Annotated in this window: 8 protein-coding genes; all 8 read right to left on the bottom strand. The window is 45.9% G+C overall.

The features are described 5' to 3' along the window. Positions 1-321 precede the first annotated feature (321 nt). A complete protein-coding gene (locus HGH91_RS00720; protein WP_168736555.1) occupies positions 322-2,241 on the bottom strand; it encodes an alpha/beta hydrolase-fold protein in 1,920 nt (639 codons plus the stop codon). Between the two features lie 68 nt (positions 2,242-2,309). After that, entirely contained in the window at positions 2,310-4,700 is a 2,391-nt protein-coding gene (locus HGH91_RS00715) for a beta-L-arabinofuranosidase domain-containing protein (protein ID WP_168736554.1), read from the bottom strand. Between the two features lie 113 nt (positions 4,701-4,813). Continuing rightward, the gene (locus HGH91_RS00710) at positions 4,814-6,766 is read right to left on the bottom strand and encodes a family 43 glycosylhydrolase (protein ID WP_168736553.1); all 1,953 of its coding nucleotides are present in this window, start codon (positions 6,764-6,766) and stop codon (positions 4,814-4,816) included. A 360-nt stretch (positions 6,767-7,126) separates the two neighbouring features. After that, positions 7,127-10,012, bottom strand: coding sequence for a glycoside hydrolase family 38 C-terminal domain-containing protein (locus tag HGH91_RS00705; protein WP_168736552.1), 2,886 nt, complete (start codon positions 10,010-10,012; stop codon positions 7,127-7,129). Between the two features lie 429 nt (positions 10,013-10,441). Next, positions 10,442-11,650: a DUF4998 domain-containing protein gene (locus HGH91_RS00700; protein ID WP_168736551.1), complete on the bottom strand. Its 1,209-nt coding sequence runs from the start codon at positions 11,648-11,650 to the stop codon at positions 10,442-10,444. Positions 11,651-11,678: 28 nt separating this feature from the next. Continuing rightward, on the bottom strand, positions 11,679-12,848 hold the full coding sequence (locus HGH91_RS00695; RefSeq protein ID WP_168736550.1) for a DUF5000 domain-containing lipoprotein: 1,170 nt from the start codon (positions 12,846-12,848) through the stop codon (positions 11,679-11,681). A 48-nt stretch (positions 12,849-12,896) separates the two neighbouring features. Next, positions 12,897-14,837, bottom strand: a complete 1,941-nt coding sequence (locus HGH91_RS00690) for a RagB/SusD family nutrient uptake outer membrane protein (protein WP_247651624.1) — start codon at positions 14,835-14,837, stop codon at positions 12,897-12,899. A 21-nt stretch (positions 14,838-14,858) separates the two neighbouring features. Beyond that, complete coding sequence (locus tag HGH91_RS00685) at positions 14,859-18,251, bottom strand: TonB-dependent receptor (RefSeq protein WP_247651623.1); 3,393 nt, start codon at positions 18,249-18,251, stop codon at positions 14,859-14,861. Between the last annotated feature and the right edge of the window lie 333 nt (positions 18,252-18,584).

Raw genomic sequence — 18,584 nt, 5'->3', positions numbered from 1 at the left:
TAAATAGCCATCACGCCGGGAGGCCGGCAGGAACAATCACAATGCGATAAAAGACAGCATCGTTATAGAGATGCAGATACTACCTGGTTAAGGATGAAACTGAAATTGGTTGAAGCGGGACGTGGTAACCCGGGCGCATTGAAACTTCATAAGTAATCATTTAGCGTTTAAGTAGAGAATTTTTTCATAACGTAAAAATTGAAGATCGGTCAGAAGACACAACAACTAAAAACAATCATCGAATCTACAATAGGGATGTATATATCAAGGGCACAAATCTCCAAAAGGGTAGCAATAATGTCTAAATAACCTGTACAGCATTTATTTAAAAAGCTGTTGTGCAAAATTGAACAGGTTATTTCTCCATACCGGCCAGGTATGGCCACCCGGGTATTCGCTGTAAGTATGTCTGATATTCAGCTCATCTAATTTTGCCAGCATCAACTGACAGTTCTTATAGGCAATATCTTCTTTTCCACCCATTGAAATCCACAGCACTTTCAGATGGTTGTTAATGCTGGCGGCATTAGCTTTCATAAAATCATACTGCGCTGCTGCAGTACTCCCCTGCCGGGGTTGCATCCATCCTGAGCTGAATACTCCCAGGTAGGAAAATAGATCCGTATTTTTAATGCCGGTATAAAGCGTATGGATGCCTCCCATGGATAAACCAGCCAATGCCCTTTTTCCCGCACTGGTTTCGACATGGAAATTTTTTTCTACCAGGGGAATAATAACGTCCTTTAGCTCCGACTCAAATGTTTTCAAGCCGGATTCATCGAAAGCAGCCCCGCCCACATTAGCGTCTGGCATCACGATCAGCATTGGCTCAGCTTTTTTTGAAGCAATCAGGTTATCCATGATTAAATCGGTTTTGCCCTGCGTAGCCCAGCCGGTTTCGTCTTCCCCACCACCGTGTAAAATATAGAGCACCGGGTATTTTCCGTTTGTATTTGTATCATAGCCTGGCGGGGCGTAGATATATAACTGTCGCCAGGAACCGGTCACCTTTGAAAAATATCTCCTGATGCGGATATCTCCATGCGGTACCTCTTTTAATGCATAATAGTTGTCGCCGGTAAAGGGTATTTCAATACCACTGGCCATTCTTCCCATGCCATAAAAAGTTGCGCTGGCCGGATCTGCAACTGCTACACCATCTATCAACAGTGAGTAGTAATGGAATCCTTCGCCTAAAGAATCTGTTGTTATGGTCCATAAGCCGCCGGTGTCTTTCATCATATCATACCTGCGACCGAGGTCTACCTGTACCTTCTGCGCTTCCGGTGCCTTAACGCGGAAGATCACGCGGTGGTCGGCCGATATCTGCGGATACTTCGCATTGCGTACGTTGGTTTCCGCGGGGGTACCCTCCTCCAGGTATTTGGAGAAGGTGGTAGTATCTACTGGTTTAAAGATCAGCTGGGAGAACATATACAATCCATTCTTCCACACCTTAAAGTCGTGTACGCCGGGTTCAATGTAATAGATGTGCGGAACACTGTTCTTTTGCAGGTATTCGTGTGTACGTTTACTGAAAGTAATTAGTCCGTCGCTGGCGCCGCAGGAGATCCAGAGCAGCTTTATTTGCCGTTTTGCAGCCACAGGATCCGGTACCAGCTGGTCTGGTGTCTTTGTATTGGGGGCGGAGGAGAAACCACCTATCCATGCAAACTTATCCAGGTTGCCGAGACCAAAATTCAGTGACTGCCCACCTCCCATCGACAAACCGGCAATGGCCCGATGATCCTTGTCGGTGTAAACCGGGTAATTCTTTTGTACATACGGAATAAGATCGTTTATCAAATCTTTTTCAAAAGTGGCAAACGCCTGTACCTTGTCGGGCGCCATTATGTTACCGGTGGCCCGGTCGTCTTTCATGGCCCTGCCGTTAGGCATGACTACAATCATCGGCTTAATTTTCCCCTCAGCGTAGAGGTTATCCAGGATTACCTGGGGCGAACCGCCGTTTAACCATTCCTTTTCGTCACCGCCAATACCATGCAGCAGGTAGAGTACCGGGTATTTTTGTTGCCGGGAAAATCCGGGGGGAGTATAAATCAATGCTTTTCGCGGATTGCCCACCGTTACCGAGTGATAGCTGATGGTATCAATCCTGCCGTGAGGTATAGCCGCACGCGGGGCATCAAAACCGGGCGCAGCGTGTTCAACAACGTTTTGTGTAAAAGCTGGTATGGTAAATAACAGCGCAATGGAAAGGTTAAATAATGCTTTTTTCATATCGTGGGATTTTTTGTTAACTTTTATTAAATTTCTTTAACCCGATGTTCCGGCAAACAGCTTTCTGGTCATTCCTTTTTTAACAGCCGTATATAATAAATGGCGCTGGTCCTGCCCTGCTGTAATGACTGAAACTTTATGCGGACATGATCTTTATCTTTTATCATTGAATCAGGAACAGCATAGATTACGTTAAAGAACCCAGGGTGTCTCCAACGCGCCGTATTATCTTCTGAAACAAGTTTTTCTCCGTCAACATAAATGTCAAATTTCCTGTCGCCCTGCTCCGCGCCCTGGTAACGTACCATTAATTCAATACTGGTTTCTTTGTTAGTAGTCAGGTTGTAGCTAAAATATCCCCCGTTGGCTGCCTCTCTCCAAAATTCGTCTGCAGAAGATCCAGTCCTGGATTGATCGCTCCGGATACTGTGATCGGCTTCGGGCTGCTGCTCTCCTGGTGCAACAAAATCGACTGTGCGCTGCTGTAAAGCAAGTCTGTCCTTTTCTGTAGCTGCCAGTGAATCGAGATAAGTTTGATATTGCGTACCACTCAATACCATCCAGTACATCATATACCTGGCATCGTGGATTTGATAGAACGGCTCCAACACCAGCTTCGCCGGGTTGATCATTTTCAATGCGGGGAAGGTAAAGCACAGGGGCTTGTCTTTCACCGGGATCAGGCCATTGGCCATAGCAAGCAGGTTGTCTTCAACAATAACCGGCGCCTTGTCGACTGGTAATTTTTTTCCGGCGGCAATATGGCCCCAGCGGCTATCATTGGCAACCAGACCAGTTAGCTGTTCTGTACCTGTTTTCGCTGCCAGCAAAACAGGGCCATGCATGATGGCGATATAAGCTGGTACGTTGGGCAGATGCTCAATAGTGTTATGCATAGGCAACTGAATGTCTACCACGTCGTTCTTTTTCCATGTCCTTTGCAGGGCTATATAGGAAGAAGGGCCACTGGTATAGCTTACCGGATGGCCATTCACCCATATCTTCAATGCGCCTTCTTCTACCCAGGCGGGGTAACGTACCATCAATACAAACCGTGAAGTACCACCGGTTACTATCAGCCTGGTTTTCTCTGTATAGGGGAATTGTGTCTCCTGCCTGATGGTAACACCTTTTGCTTTCCAGTTGAGTTCCGATGCTATAAAGAGATTGAGCGACAGCGAATCGTTTCTATGCGTATAGATCAACCGGTTGTATTGTCCATGGTTTTCCATACCGGTGCCTACACAGCACCACATGGCCTCATTGGGTGCGGAATATACCTTGTAATGGCGTGGGCGTAACGGGGTAAAATATACATATCCCCCGTGAACAGGGTGTTGGGTAGACAATATATGATTATAGAGTGTTCTTTCGTAATAGTCCATATATTTTGCCTGCGGATCAGACCTGAAAAGATCTTCTGTTAGCTTTAACATATTATTGGAGTTACACGATTCCGGCCCCTCCACATCATTGATAAAATCCATGCAGGCAGTTGCGCCGGGAAAAAACTCCCTTCTGCTGTTTCCTCCAAACGCCACGCTGCGGCTGGTGGTAACAGTTTCCCAAAAAAAGCGGCCGGCTTTGAAGTATTGCAGATCATGGGACAGTTCACCTATTCTCTCAAATCCAATGGCTTTTGGCACCTGTGTGTTCGCGTGTTGGTTGTCGAGATTATCAGTTCCCGCGGCCATAGGTTTTAGCAACATGTTATGTGAGAATTTCCTGGCGGCGTCCAGGTATTTATGGTCGCCCGTGATCTGATAAGCGTCTGCGAAAATCTCGTTCATTCCTCCATGCTCTGTATCCAGCATAGATTGTACCTGGCTATCTGTTAATGCGGCAACAATATTTATTCCCCAATCGCAGAACTGCAGGAATAGCGTTTTAGCCTGCTGGTTGCCGGTGTACAACCAGGCATCCCGCAGGCCAGCGTACATTTTATGCACATTATACCAGGGAACCCAGGCAGCATGATAAGCGGTAAAGTCCCCCTTCTTTAATGATGACCATATCACTTTACTATTGGGAACTCCTCCTGCATATCCAATCCCCCATTCCGGGTTATTAACAGCATTGGCATCCATGCAGGACTTTAGCTCACTCAGCATGTATTCCATCCTGCTACGGCATGCTGCATTATGAGTGGCGGCGACATTAATGGCTAATGCCGACAGATAGTGGCCACCGATATGACCACTTAAACCGTCCCAGTTGGAATATCCTTTTGCTTTTGCAGGCAGCCCGGCTTCTTTGCGGTACGGAGCCAGCAATCTATCCGCATCATATTTCAAAAGGGTTTGAATATTGAGATCCCGGGCATGTTTGAAAGGGCCCTCCAGTAATTTAACATCTGAGAGCGGAAATGCATTGTTGTACAGGCTGTCCTGGGCGTGGAGATTACTATTCGTCAAAAGGGTGCACAGCATCATTCCAAGCAAACCTTGCGCAATTCTCATATTTACTGCTTTTTAAAGATAAATACTTCTATTATTTTTAAAAATAATAATTGTCTTTCAAACAATTAATATAATAAATAGTATCATGCAACAAAGAAATTAGCAGCGGTTTTTTATTTCCCTGCTCTTAACAATCGGATGCTTTGTATAATGATATCTTCGGAAGATCCTTCGGGGAACCGGATAAAAAGATCGTGTTGACCTGACACCCGTTGCGACCCACCGGTATGTTCATACATGCCCGGCCTGACAGGTACCACTGCGAATGGCTGGCTGTTTTTAAGGTCATCGATCAACAGCTCCAGTTTACCACCTTTGATCGCGTTGCCTGTTATTTCAACAGCCTTTGCTTCACCGGCAACACCAAAATCCACCCCCGATATCATCAACCAGCCACCATGCCCGGAAGTATTAGTCACGCCTACATTCTCCCCCCGTTTTACTTTGCTGATCCCGTAATAATTACTGTTTCCTACTGCACGTAATTGGGAGAACCCGTCTTTACAAATAAAAAACTGGAAGTCAGCAGGACCTCTTTCCGCGAACAGCCCAATACTGGTACCTACCCAACTATTAAAATCAGGTTGCGCTTTATCGATGGGCACTGCGCTCACCGGTGCGCCTATCTGTTGCCAGGCTTTGCCATCGGTACTAAAGAAGCCGGTTAACTGATGTTCAATCCTCTCCAGTTTAAGCCAGATATCTTTCCCTTTGGTACAAGGCAGTTCTCTCAACGCAGTATCTAATTGGAATACAACACGTGGGTTAACACCGGAGGCATAATAAAGACGGGCAAACACACTTTGTTTTCCATTTGTAAGATAAATACCACCATGCGCTTCGTGAATATCGCTGTCAACATTTACGCGGGTAACGGCCGAATAATAATGATCCGTTTCTTTTTGCACCAGGTGTGTTCGTCCACTATCCGGTAATAAACGGATCCACCCCTTGCGTTGTGTCAGCGAATACCGGGTAGCTGCGGGTTTGGTTAAAAAATGCCACCAGGGGCCAAGGCTGTCGGTATCAAAACGATCTGTATGTACACTGCGCCAGGGGGTGTTATTATTATCCAGTGCAGGCTTTACTATAGGCCCACTGACCGGCGCTTCTCCCCAGGGACGGTCTCCTTCCCACACTACCCGGTAAAGTGACGTCTGCCGCCCCATACCGGACCAATCGTCATTGCCGCGCTTTTCATAACTCTGACCTATGGTCCACCAGGTGCCATCTGCCAGTTGTACAGGCGCTGCAATATGGTTAGGGCGCGGGAAGGTATTATTGGCATCCGTAATGGGTTTGAAAAAATCGCCCAGCCGTTCCCATTTGGAGGAATCGGCCGTTAATTCCTTTGTCCGTAAAACATACTGGCCGCCCGAAACATCACCGGCGGGGAAATAATAATAGTAGCCATTCCGCTTGCACATTACCGGACCTTCTGCCCAGCTGTACTGGAGTTTCGCGTTCATCCAATCCAGGTTGATCACCGAGTCCATGAGCTGGCCATCCTGTCCGAGTGCCTGGAGCCTGTTCACCTTCTGGCCATTTTTTATCACCATATAAGGCTTACCATCATCATCCACAAAAATGGAGTTATCATAGCCCAGCGGCCCCGTTTGAGCATTTTCCTTTACCCTCACCGGTGCAGACCATGGCCCCGCCGGTGATGATGCCTTCGAAAACCATTGCCCCTGCGAAGAAAAATAAATCCACCAGGACCCATAAAAATAGGTGATGGCGCCCTGCCATACGCCGGCACCGGGGCGGTCTGTTATTATATTGGTATTTGCCGGCGACAGCACACGGCTAATCACTTTCCAGTGTACCAGGTCTTTAGATTGATAAATGGGGAGATAGGGATTAAAATGAAAAGAAGAACCACAGTGATAAAAGTCGTCCCCTACCTTCAACAAGGTAGGATCAGGATGGTCGCCGGGCAAAACCGGGTTCACATAGGTATGTTCCTCCGAGTAAAAATGTGCGGCATCTGCTTCCGGTACCGGCTGCGGATCAGAGAACCGGGGAGAAGCACTCTGCTGGGCAAGCCCATTTTGAATCGTCAGCATTAAACATATAAAGACAAAAGCAATTGATCTAAATAACATTTGGCGAGCGAATTTTTGCGAAGGCAAGATAAGCCTGTACCCCACCAGCGGGCTGCCACAAATGTTGAAATGATGAGTAAAAATGTTTTATTGGACAGGTACGCCAGCTTTTTTGAGTGGTGTAGATAAGCGCTCACCCGGGAAAATCCATCCGGGCAACGCAGTTTGATCAGCTGCTGATGTAGCATTATATATCCAGGAACATCAGATTAAAAAACAGGGGCTGGCAAATAACGCCAGCCCCTGTTTTTCTGAGTAAAAATGTTCTACCGGAGAATAAAAACTCCGCTGGTTAAATACCGGCGGAGTTTTATGCCCGGACTACCTGTCAAATTTCGCCTCCACGGTTACAAATCCCATAGCAGGCACCAGTATTTCCTCCGGCTGTTTGTTATCCATTGCTGGGTTATCACTCAATAATGTTACAGACGCAGGTTTGCGGCTCAACCAATTCAATTTTACACTTTCATTCTTGTCAGATACCGAACGAAGTCTTATTTGAACAACATTACCGGTATTGTCAGTTTTAAGAATAGATATCACTACTTTTTTATCTCCCTGGAGGGAAAGGAGCGGTACAGTTTCTTTATTATCTTTCACCGGACTAACCATCAGCGGCTGCAGCTGTTCAAGTCCGAAGCGATTAGACAGTCCTGCATCATAACCGGTATTGTGAGGCAGGAGACGGTAACGGAAGGCGATTTTTCCTTCCTGGCTCAATGGAAAATTCGTATGCCAATGATTATTCAGCGCCCAGGAATAAATAGTGGCGCTTGGATCTATTCTCTTAATCCATTTTTCTGAGTTGGTGGCGCCCCCTATAATATTTGCCGTCATATTGCCCACTTCAAAAACCGGTGCATCCAGCGAACACCAGGTAACTCCCATATCCGGACCTGAAACGTCGACCCATCTCTGAAATCCTATCCAGTTACGGTTTGCCCCTGTGAGCTGATCATCGTCTATTTTTACAATTCCCCATGGAATATCCATATGGGTGGTAGGACTGTTGACCTTAAATGCAAATCCAAAGTGAATACCCTCCTTCTTAAGGACTGGTTGTTTGTCAACAATATTCTTTATGTCAACATATGGCTGCCCTGCAATAACAGTGATTTCCCGGATTAAACTATTGCATCCTTCCGCAGATGATTCCACCATAATAGTAGCCATCAGTGGACCGTTCTCTTTAACGGAGATCTTAACATCTGAAGTTCCGCTGGCCTTCTCCGGGCTGTCATCTCCATGCAGATACCTATAGCTATTTAACTTTGCAGGGGACGCGCTATCGGCAAATTCTTTTGCGCCACTTGTTAAGCTGGAGATATCGCCCGTTTGCGGGTTAATCACCACCCGAACCAAACCATTATCCAGGATATTGTCATGTACTAATATCCGGGAGTTGTTGTGCTTCTCTTTTCTGAGGAAATAATTGCGCTGACCTAACGCAGGGATATCCTTCGCAATAAACACCAATTCTCCTGTTGAAAGGCGCTGCGATAACACAGGTTTACCTTTGTTATCACTAATACTGCTGAATTTTTCGCTTTGTTCTTTGGAAAGACTCACTAGTCCTGAGCGTTCCCACGAAAGGGTATTGAAAACGGCTACCGTTGATTGACCGTTTTGAGTAACAGAAGACAGTGCCAGGGCTCTTAAGGAATCACTTATATCTGCCCCATGCTGGAAATAACCAAACTTAACCTGTAATATATCGTTGGTAATAGGTTGTTTGGAAGGGTCGAAATAACACCAGGTATGCTCGGTACCCATGCTTACATTTCTCCAGGCCTCCTTTATTTCTGAGCGCGGTGCTGGTTTTCCCGGATGCAGCATTGTCCAGAGCGTTTCATCTTGTATCAATTTCTCTTTCGTAGCACGGTTCATGCTGGTTTGCTTAGCTGCCGAGCCAAGACCATCTGTCCAGTATTCAGTAAAATCACCAGATAATACCGGCAATTGATCTCCGTATTTTTTTTCAAATGCCTGCATAATTTCCGTTCCACCCGAAATAACAAGGTGTGGAAAGGCATAATCCTCATTCCAGCTTTTAACGGCATCAGGTAAATCTGCATCAACGGGAGTATTATCCGCCATCGCCCATGACATCGCGAATATGTCATAAGGATAATACCCGGATTTTTCCAGTTCCGGTAATTTTTCAGCAAGATACTTGTCAACAAACTGCTGGCGGGGATGATCCGTTTTCACAATTTGCAATAATTTGGAAGTATCCGTTTGGCCCAGCATTTTTGGCCAATAATCATGACCTTTTGCTCTTTCTCCGGGGGTATAGCTACCGGGTTGCAGGAAAAGAACTTTTGATTTACCATCAGGCCCCTTCCACCAAAATGGCTTAAAACTCAGCTCTGTGGAACGGCCTACTCTGTCGGAACCATTGTTGAACGCTAAAACATACTTAATGCCGAGTTTGGCAGCTACCGGAACTATTCCCCAGGACATTCCGGGAACATCCACCTGAACATAGGTCTTAATTTTCGTTCCGGTTAAATCCTCAAGATCTTTGCCGTGACCAATGAATTCAAAAAGCTCCTCATCAGCAGCAGCACTGGTGTTTGTGTTTACGTAACTGGCGTCCAAATTTAGATATCCCCTTTTTACAGCGTCTATAATATACTGTCTTTGCTGGGGACTTGCCGTTTTTAAATATCTTTCTACTGGCCATAATACTTCTGAGTTCCAGGAATACCGGGCACCTTCAGGATAATTGGCCGTTTTTTTTGCCAATTCAATCCCATTAATAAGATTCCTGGTGTGGATAACCTGCACATTTTCCTGCGTGTTTGTATAGCCGATATCCACGTGCGAATGCGGATAAATATATGCTGTCCACTGGCGAAGCGCCGGTACCCGGATCACTTTCGTTAATTCTTTTTTTCCACTGCGGAAAGTCAGCGTTGCTTCACCCGCTGATTTTACACCGGCGCCATCAGGCAGTAAAACAGCCAGGCTGTCGATCCCGTTGTTTGCAGTAACCGGTACCACTTCTTTCTGCCCTTCCCATACTATATCAACCATTCCTTTTCCAGTGAATGCAACACCTTTGAAGTACAGCATCACTTCTCTCCCTGGTTTTCCATCCGGACGGTGGCGATAAAATGACTGTACTTTATAATCTATCGCTTCAGGAAATTTCTGCCCCGCACCCAGCATCCCAGCAGGAGCCTTCTGCTTACCTTGTGCCATTAAAGAAGCATTGCCTGACCAGCCAAGAAAAAGCAAGCATGAAATAAGGGGAAGATTTTTTTTGTTGATCATATATCTAATATGTTAAGCAAATCCACTTGTTCAGTATATCTCAGTGCGGAAAACAAGTGTAAATATGTTCAAACATATGACTATTTAAACAAAAAAGCAACTTTTTTCCTTGGCTGGCGACGACAATAAAAGATTCCTAATACCGGTAAGCCATATAATAAAAAACCATACTAATAAAGGATTACATCGAAATAAAAGAGTTTTTAGAAAGGTCAATTGTAGACTTTAGTATGATTTTTTTGATCAAAACTATGTTCATACATATAAATATATCTGAAACCCTTTCTTTTCTGTTTGCCCACAAAAACTGTTCAGGTAATTTCACAATAGTGCACACAAATATCTTTTCGTCTGTCTTTACTTATCGTGTGTATAAAATGTAAATTCTTCCATGGTCATAAACCCACTATTGCCCCAGTTGGTCAGCAACTTAAACCGGTAATACCTGAATGGCGCAATATCAGCCGGTACGCCAAATACTTCTCCTGCTTCCGCGTAGGTGACATCGTTATCCGAATTTTGTCCGACAGGCAGACCAGATGGTTTGATCGATGCGTAAGAGCCGATTTTCGTCCAGCTGCCCCAACTGCCATCTGCTGCGGGACTATTACTGCCATATAATTCAAAAGTCTTTACGCTCTCCTTTTTATATAGCCGGTCGTTGGCCTGCCATACTTTAAAGCGACTTAGCCTCGCTGCCTTACCACAATCAATCGTAAACCAGCAAGGGATGATGGATTGGGTGGCAAAACCAGGCGGGTTGTAATTTTCATCCCAGAGGTAGTTGATCAGCCAGCCATAGCCGCCGTCCTTTACATCAGTAGGTAGTTCAAGTACACTAAAGCCGGCTTTGGGCAGCTCTCTTTCAAACGCGGGTAATGTAACCGTGCCTGCTTTCGGATAGAAGTATTCAAATGCTGTGGAGTCGGGCTTATATTTTGAATTGTAGGTCAGTGATGAAAGCGCTTTATAATCCGGCAACACAGTGCGGGTTTCAGTAGCAGGTACTGTTATTGTACGCGCTGTTCCATCGGCGGCAGTATAGTTCACATCAATGCCTTGTTCGCCCGCAGCCGGTGCGCCCCAGTTCAATATCACCTGGTTGCCGTCGGCAGATTGCAACACAGATTGCAAAGTACGGTTAATGAGGGCACCAACGTAGTTTTGGCCTTTGGCTGTTCCGAAAGCATTTACCATTACCGAGCGGTGATTCTCCTTATCATAGGTATAAATGGTAAAATTATAATCGCCTTCGTTCAGGCCAGCTACAAGTACGGTAACGGTATCTACTCCGGTAGTCCGCTTCACGGGGAGCTCCAGGGAGTCGGTGTTATTATTCCAGAACACCTTTAACCGGGTTACCAATGGATCGCTTCCTAAAATAACAGACAGCTGGATGCGGTTGAGGCCTGAGCGGGCCAATACCGTATCAGCTCTTCCAGGATAGGTGATTTCGCCGCCTTCCATGTACCTTCTGTAAGCATCTCCCCTGGTTTTAGTGCAGGATACGATAAAACCAGTGATGATGAGTATCCATAAAAAAGTGAAAAGCCTGATATCTTTCATATTGTTTATTTCTTGGTTGACAGATGATTTATTTTGTATCTCCCCAGGTCATGATTTCATAGAAGTTGACATAAGTACCGTTAGACCAGTTCTTCAGCGTTTTAAACCGGATATAGCGCACTTTGGGCGTATTCAACGGGAAGGTGACTGTCCAGCCGGCTAATGCGGCATCTATATCCGCTTGCGAAAGCTGCCCCTCAGGTAAACCGGATGGCTTCACCTGGGTAGTGGTGGTCAACAATGTCCAGCTATCGTCAAAACTCCCGTTGGGGTTGGGTTTATTTGATCCCCAGATTTCTACCACCCGGGGATTATGCAGGGAGTAATAGAAACCCGGTCTCATGAACCATACCAGCCGGCTTAATTTGGCGGTTACGCCCATATCGTAGGTAAACCATTGGGGCATACTGGCGGCATCGCTAGAGTGATAATAACCACTGGTGGTACTACCGTCAAAAAGGCCTGCTACATTCCCGCCATAGCCCAGCGGTGCATCACCGGGCAATACTACTTCTTTCATTTTACTCCGGTCCAGCAGCTCTTCAAACAATGGCGTCAGTTTCACCAGTAGGGTATCAGAAATATTCCCCCACCGGTCCCTTACATATACGCCGAACTGTGTTTGTACATCTTTCATATTCCGGGTAGAGAAACTTCCTTCTTTCAGGTTAGTATACTGTGTCGTTACCGCGGAAAACTGCCCCAGGGAATCATTAGCCAGCACTACCAGCGCCAGGTCATTTTCTCCCGTATTAGTAAATTTTACGTTTACCCCACCAAAATCAGGGGCTACTGATAATGATCTTCTCACTATCCAGATCACTGGCTCCAGCGGATGTACCGTTACTTCCACGGCAGGGGAAACATTTTCACTTTTATCTACCACGTACAACGATACCTTGTAGGTACTGGTATCCCCAAATCCTTCCACTGTCAGGTTGTTGTTGTAACGACTTACCCTTGTTTCACTTTTTACCCCCTTCGTGGTTTGATACAGGGCTTTTACATACAACAGATCTGAATCTCCCGGTAGCGCAAAGCTTATTCTCGCGGCGCCATTGAGATTAGTGACGGCTACATTGGTCACTGCTCCCGGGGGAGTGCTGTCTTGTTTAACTGGCCTGGGCTCCTCTCTTTTGCAGGAACAGAAAGCCAACAGGGAAATTAAAATGCTATTGAGATAAATTCGTTTGTTCATATCAGTGCTTTTACGCAGGTATAAATATTTTAACAGGATAATCAGCTATTACCAGCCGGGATTTTGCTGCAGGTTGGGGTTGATCTGAAGATTATCTTCCCTGATTGGCCAGAAATAATCGCGGGGCGCAATAAACTGCATGTTGTATAAAAACACCTTGCGATTATAATCTTCATAAGTGGATTGGAGGATATCCCATCCGTAAATGGGGCTATTCAGTACCTGTGGTGCGGTTTTCCACCGGCGCAGATCCCAGAAGCGACTGCCTTCAAATGCCATTTCTATACTACGCTCCTGCCTGATGATATCACGGAGTCCACTTACAGACGCATACTTCGTTGGGTTGCTGGAATAAGTACTCCATGAAGTTTCGACCGACTGTAAACCGGCTCTTTCGCGGATCTGGTTCAGGTAGGTTAATGCCTCCGTGGAACCTCCGGTTTCATTGAGTGCTTCCGCATACAGGAGATAAAGGTCCGACAGGCGCATCACCGGCCATGGATATGACTCTGTTTGTAAAGAGGAGGTTGTAAAATTCAGGTTCCAGCTCACAATTTTCTTGGTATAATAGCCGGTGATAGAATATAAGCGAGTTTGCTTTTTCCCCGAATATTGTTCCAGCTTACTTTGAATGTTATAGTTTTTGTTTTTCATAAACCATTTGGATCCATCAAATGCCATATCAGCATAGAACCTTGGCTCTCTTTCAAAATGCAGCCCTACCGTGCTGTATCCTTCCTGCATACCGGTATCTTTTGCGGTAACATTACGCAGCTTGTAGCGATTGGCATAGTCCCAGGTTTTATCTTCCTCGATAGGCACACCATGCTGTGTGTAAAACATCTCCGCTATTTTCAAAGGAGGCGCAAGTTTCGCTTTCAGGCTAAGATTAATCGCATTAGGATCCAATTGCGGGCAGGCATAGGTTTGCAACCAGTAGGTAGGATCTCCGTCTGATGTTAATCCCCATATCAGTTCACTGTTCCATTTCTCACACACTGCATTGCGGATATTCATCTCTATCTGCGTAGCATGATCCACCTGGAAGATGGAAGGGCTGAAATGATATAATCTCACGCCAGCTGCATTGGCAAGGTCAATGGCTTTCTTACAGGCTTCCCTGGCCTTCGTCCACTTGGAGGCATCGTATTGGGGATTAAAGAGCACCTGTCCGTTTTTATTTTTCATACCGGTAAAATCACTGTTGCCATTAAACAAAGGACTGGCAGCTGTTACCAGTACCCGGGCTTTAATGGCCAGTGCAGCCACTTTAGTGACACGTCCGAGTTCTGTAGTAGAACTGGTGATAGACAGCGGCAGCCCGGTGTTTTCACCCGCTGCGGATTCATCCAACAGGCTGGTGATATAATTCACCACAGAATCGACCGGTTGCCTGAATACTCTTACTTCATCCGGTGATGCTGTAATGGGGAGATTTTTATCTACTATAGGAATGGGGCCGTACATCCTGAATAAATACCAGTGAAAGTATGCCTTCAGAAATTTTACTTCCGCGATCCAACGGTCTCTTTCATAAGGTTGCAAGTCTATTACTTTGCGGACATTCTCCAGGAAGATATTACATGCCCGGATTCCCTGCCATAACGATTTCCCATCATATCCGTCCCAATAGTTCATATTGGGATTGGCGCTATTTTGATAGCCCCGGGCAATATTGTACGGATCGAGGTAAAAATAGTCTTCAATCATAGGCCAGTAAGTCCACGCTTCGTCGCCGCCACTGAATCCGGGGTTCTTATCCGGGTGGCCTTCTTTTGGGAGATAAGCATAGCAGGTAAATAAATATTTCTCTGCTTCCACGCGGTTGGCGAAAGCATAATCGATCGTAGGCACATTATCTGGTACGATATCCAGGTATCCTTTTTTACAGGAAGTAAAAAGTGCTGCTGCCATACATAGTAGTCCAATCGTAAAATGCCTGCTGCGCATAGATTTCATTGACGCTGAATAAGTATATAATGATTGCATGGTAATAGATTTTGGCTGGTGCTATAAACTAACGTTGACACCCAGGTTAAATACACGCTGAACGGGATACCCCAATGCGTTGCCACCTTGTTCCGGATCCCACAGTTTAAAGGCGCTGATCAGGAATAGGTTGGTACCATTGGCATAGATCCTCAGCCCGGCGATATGATATCTTCTCATTCCCTTTTCTCCGATGTTATAGCCGATTTCGGCGCTCTTCATCCGGAGGAAAGCGCCGTTTCGCATCCACCAGTTGGAAGGCTGGTTGTTGTTGCTACTTTGTGTAGTACCCAGCCTTGGCCAGAACGAATACAGGTTACGGTTGTCTTCTGACCAGTGATCCTGGGCAATCACGTTGAGCAATCCATGTTGGTTAGCCCCATCCATTACGAAAGGGGAAATGGACGCAGGATCTATAAAGAAAGAAGATCGGGCAGAGCCCTGGAAGAAGGTACTGATATCAAAATTCTGGTAGCCGAAAGAGAACCCGAATCCATAAATAATCTCTGGTGTGGTAGGATAGCCCAGTCCATTCACCATATCCAGTTTAGTAATTTGGCCATCGCCGTTCATATCGCGGTATTTGATATCTCCGCCCTTCACTTCTCCGAAATTTTGCCGGGGGGAGTTCTTTACATCCTCTTCATCTACAAACAATCTTTCAGCAACCAATCCGTATACCTGGCCCAGGGAATAGCCTACACGGGAAAGGTATTGCATATTGTCGGGGTATTGCGGTTCTTCGTTTACCAGCAATTTGCTGGCAGCGTACGTAAATGTTCCCCGCATCTGCAACCAGGTGTTCGTAAATTTTTTATTGTAATCCATGGATACATCCACACCACGACCTTCCGCAACACCCACGTTAGCGCTGATGGGAGCAGTGAGCCCCATAGTGGACGGGATATAAGCCCTTGACATCAGGATACTGCTGCGACGTTCTTTATAGGCGTCAACCGTTACCGTGAGCGCATTCCAAAGTCCGAGATCCACCCCGATATTGGTCTTCTGGGATTTTTCCCAGGTAATATCGTTATTCGGATAGCGGGAAACGGAAACACCGGGTTTTGAATAGCCGTAATTTTCGCCAAAGTATGAGGCGAAGTTATTGTCATTCAGGCTTACGTTCGAGAGATAGAAAAAACGGTCCTCGGGCTTGCCGATCTGGTCATTACCTACCAGTCCGTAGGTAGCGCGGAATTTCAGTTGTGAAATGACATATGTCATTCCTTCCAGGAATTTTTCATTGCCTGCATTCCAGGCTACGCCTATAGATGGAAAGAATCCATACCGGTTATTTTTCGCAAAGCGTTCCGACCCGTTGTAACCAAAGTTTCCCTCCAGCAAATAGCGGTTATCATATCCGTAGGTGAATCTCCCGGAAACGCCCTGGTTACGGAAAGGAAGGGAGCGTTGCAGGTCGTCTGCATTGCCATTCAGGTAGTTGCGGCGAATGCCGATCAATAAGCCGCTGATATTATGCACTTTGTTGAACGTTCGGTTGTAGTTCACCGCCGCTTCCATATAGGTGGTGGTATTCACCAGCTTATTACCGGGAGTATAATTCAGGTATTCGGTGGCTGTTTTTTCATTTAAGAGCGACAGCGTGTACTGATCCGGGTCTTTAACAGTAGGATTGGCGGCATAAAAGAAGGGATTATACTGCCTGCTCAGGTCGAATCTGGAATAGCGTTTTGTATAGGCCATGACCCTGGCAGAGAGGCCGGGTATAATAAAGTTGAGATCTTGTTTTATCTCCAGTTGTACATTCAGTGTAGAGGTACTATACTGTTGGAACCCGGATACCATGGATGCGTAAGGATTGTTATATACCTCGCCATTGACGCCGCGGGAAGCATTCCCGAATAAGGGATGTTTCACATTGGGTAGATCACTGGCGGGGAAGATTGCCGGAAATTGCACGGGGTTAGCATTCAGCGCGCTTTGGAAGATAGCCGCGCCGCCGCCAACGGGGCCATTATAATCATCAAAATCGCCGGTGGTTCTGATAATAGCTTCCGTCGTGGAAGTTAATTTCAGGTTTACATTGGAGCGGATTTCATAGCTTCTCAACTTAATGTTATTATTGAAGTTATTCCCGCTTTGGGTTTTCAGGATACCGTTATCCTGGTTCATGGTAGCACCTACATAGTACTGCGCCTTCTGACCGCCGCCGGAGAGGTTGATATTCAGGCGTTGGTTGTTCGTATGTTTTTTGATCAACGTTCCGAGCCAGTCGTTGCTGGGGTATAAGTAAGGATTGTCGCCTGCTTTGGTATGATCGATCTTGTTTTGGCTGTAAGGCAACGGCGCCAGCCTGTCGCGGGTGATGGCTGCTTCGTTGGCCAGTTGCATGTACGAGATGTTATCTGCCAGGGCAATGTTGCGGGTATTGGAGGACATAGAGTTTTCAAATCGTACATTCATTTTCGTTACGCCGGATTTACCAGTTTTGGTGGTAACGAGTATTACGCCGTTTGCGCCACGTGCACCATATAATGATGCAGCTGCGGCATCCTTCAGTACGGAAAAACCGGCAATGTCATCTGGTTGCAGACGGGCCAGTTCGGTGGAAGTAGATTCCATTCCATCAATTAATATCAACGGGTCCAGTTTACCCGAGCCAAATGAAGTAATGCCCCGGATAAAGAATGACGCGTTATCCGCGCCGGGTTCACCACTTCGTTGGTAGGATACGAGCCCGGATATACGTCCTGCCAGCATGGTGGTGAGGTTGCTGGTGGGCCCTTTGATCTCCTTCGGATTTACGGTGGTAATGGAGCTGACCATGCTTTGTTTCTTTTGCTGTCCGTAGGCGACCACCACCACGTCGTTGATATTCTTTTGATCTTCCTGCAGGGTAATATTAAGTGTAGTAGTTGTGGTAACCGTTACCTCATACACCTTATAACCTATATAAGAGAATACCAGTACATCTCCTTCAAAACACTTCAGGGAATAATTACCTTTTGTGTCAGCTACTGCAAAACGGTCCTGGTGGCCTTTAACATAAACACTGGCTCCCGGTAACGCATTGCCCGAAGCACTTGCTATTTTACCAGAAATAACAATCGGCACATTTACTGTCTCCACTACAGATGTGTTCTTTTCAACAGGAATGGCCTTACGAATCAGTACAATGTTGTTACCATCAATCCGGTAGTTTAATGGCTGTTCTCCAAACACCTGGTCCAGGAAGGGTTTTAGCGGTGTATTCGTTGCATTCACCGTCACAGCCCGGGTATCTTTCAGCAATGCTTTATTGTAGAAAACCACATAACCGGTTTGCTTCTCTATTTCAGAGAAAATTACTTTTAATCCTGCACCTTTGGCAGAAATAGTCACTGATTGAGAATACGAACTTGCATATACATGCATCAGCGAAAAGCACATTATTAAAGCAGTTAGCTTCATAACCTGGAAGTAATGTTTTAGGGCACCGTTATGGCGTAGCCTGCGCAGTAGCTTTGGCCACAGAACCGGACAACGGTTTGCGGATTTTTGCATAATTTTGGTTGGATTTTAATTTTTAAATGTTGTTGTATACGACGGTTTTCCAATTGGAATCTATGCCGGAAGCGAGGGTCCAAGTTCTCTTCCGGCTTTATTATTCCAGGCAGGTTAGTTTACAGGTAAAGGCATGCCGCTGCCATACCGAATAGATCCGATAGTCATTATTCCATGTTTATTAATTACATTAATTATTTAGGATAAACTACTTGACTTATATTTTAACACTAATAACAG

Source organism: Chitinophaga eiseniae (assembly GCF_012641265.1).
GTDB classification, from domain to species: domain Bacteria; phylum Bacteroidota; class Bacteroidia; order Chitinophagales; family Chitinophagaceae; genus Chitinophaga; species Chitinophaga eiseniae_A.
The sequence above is the reverse complement of the archived record's forward strand: the minus strand, read 5'-3'. Positions and strand labels throughout refer to the sequence as shown.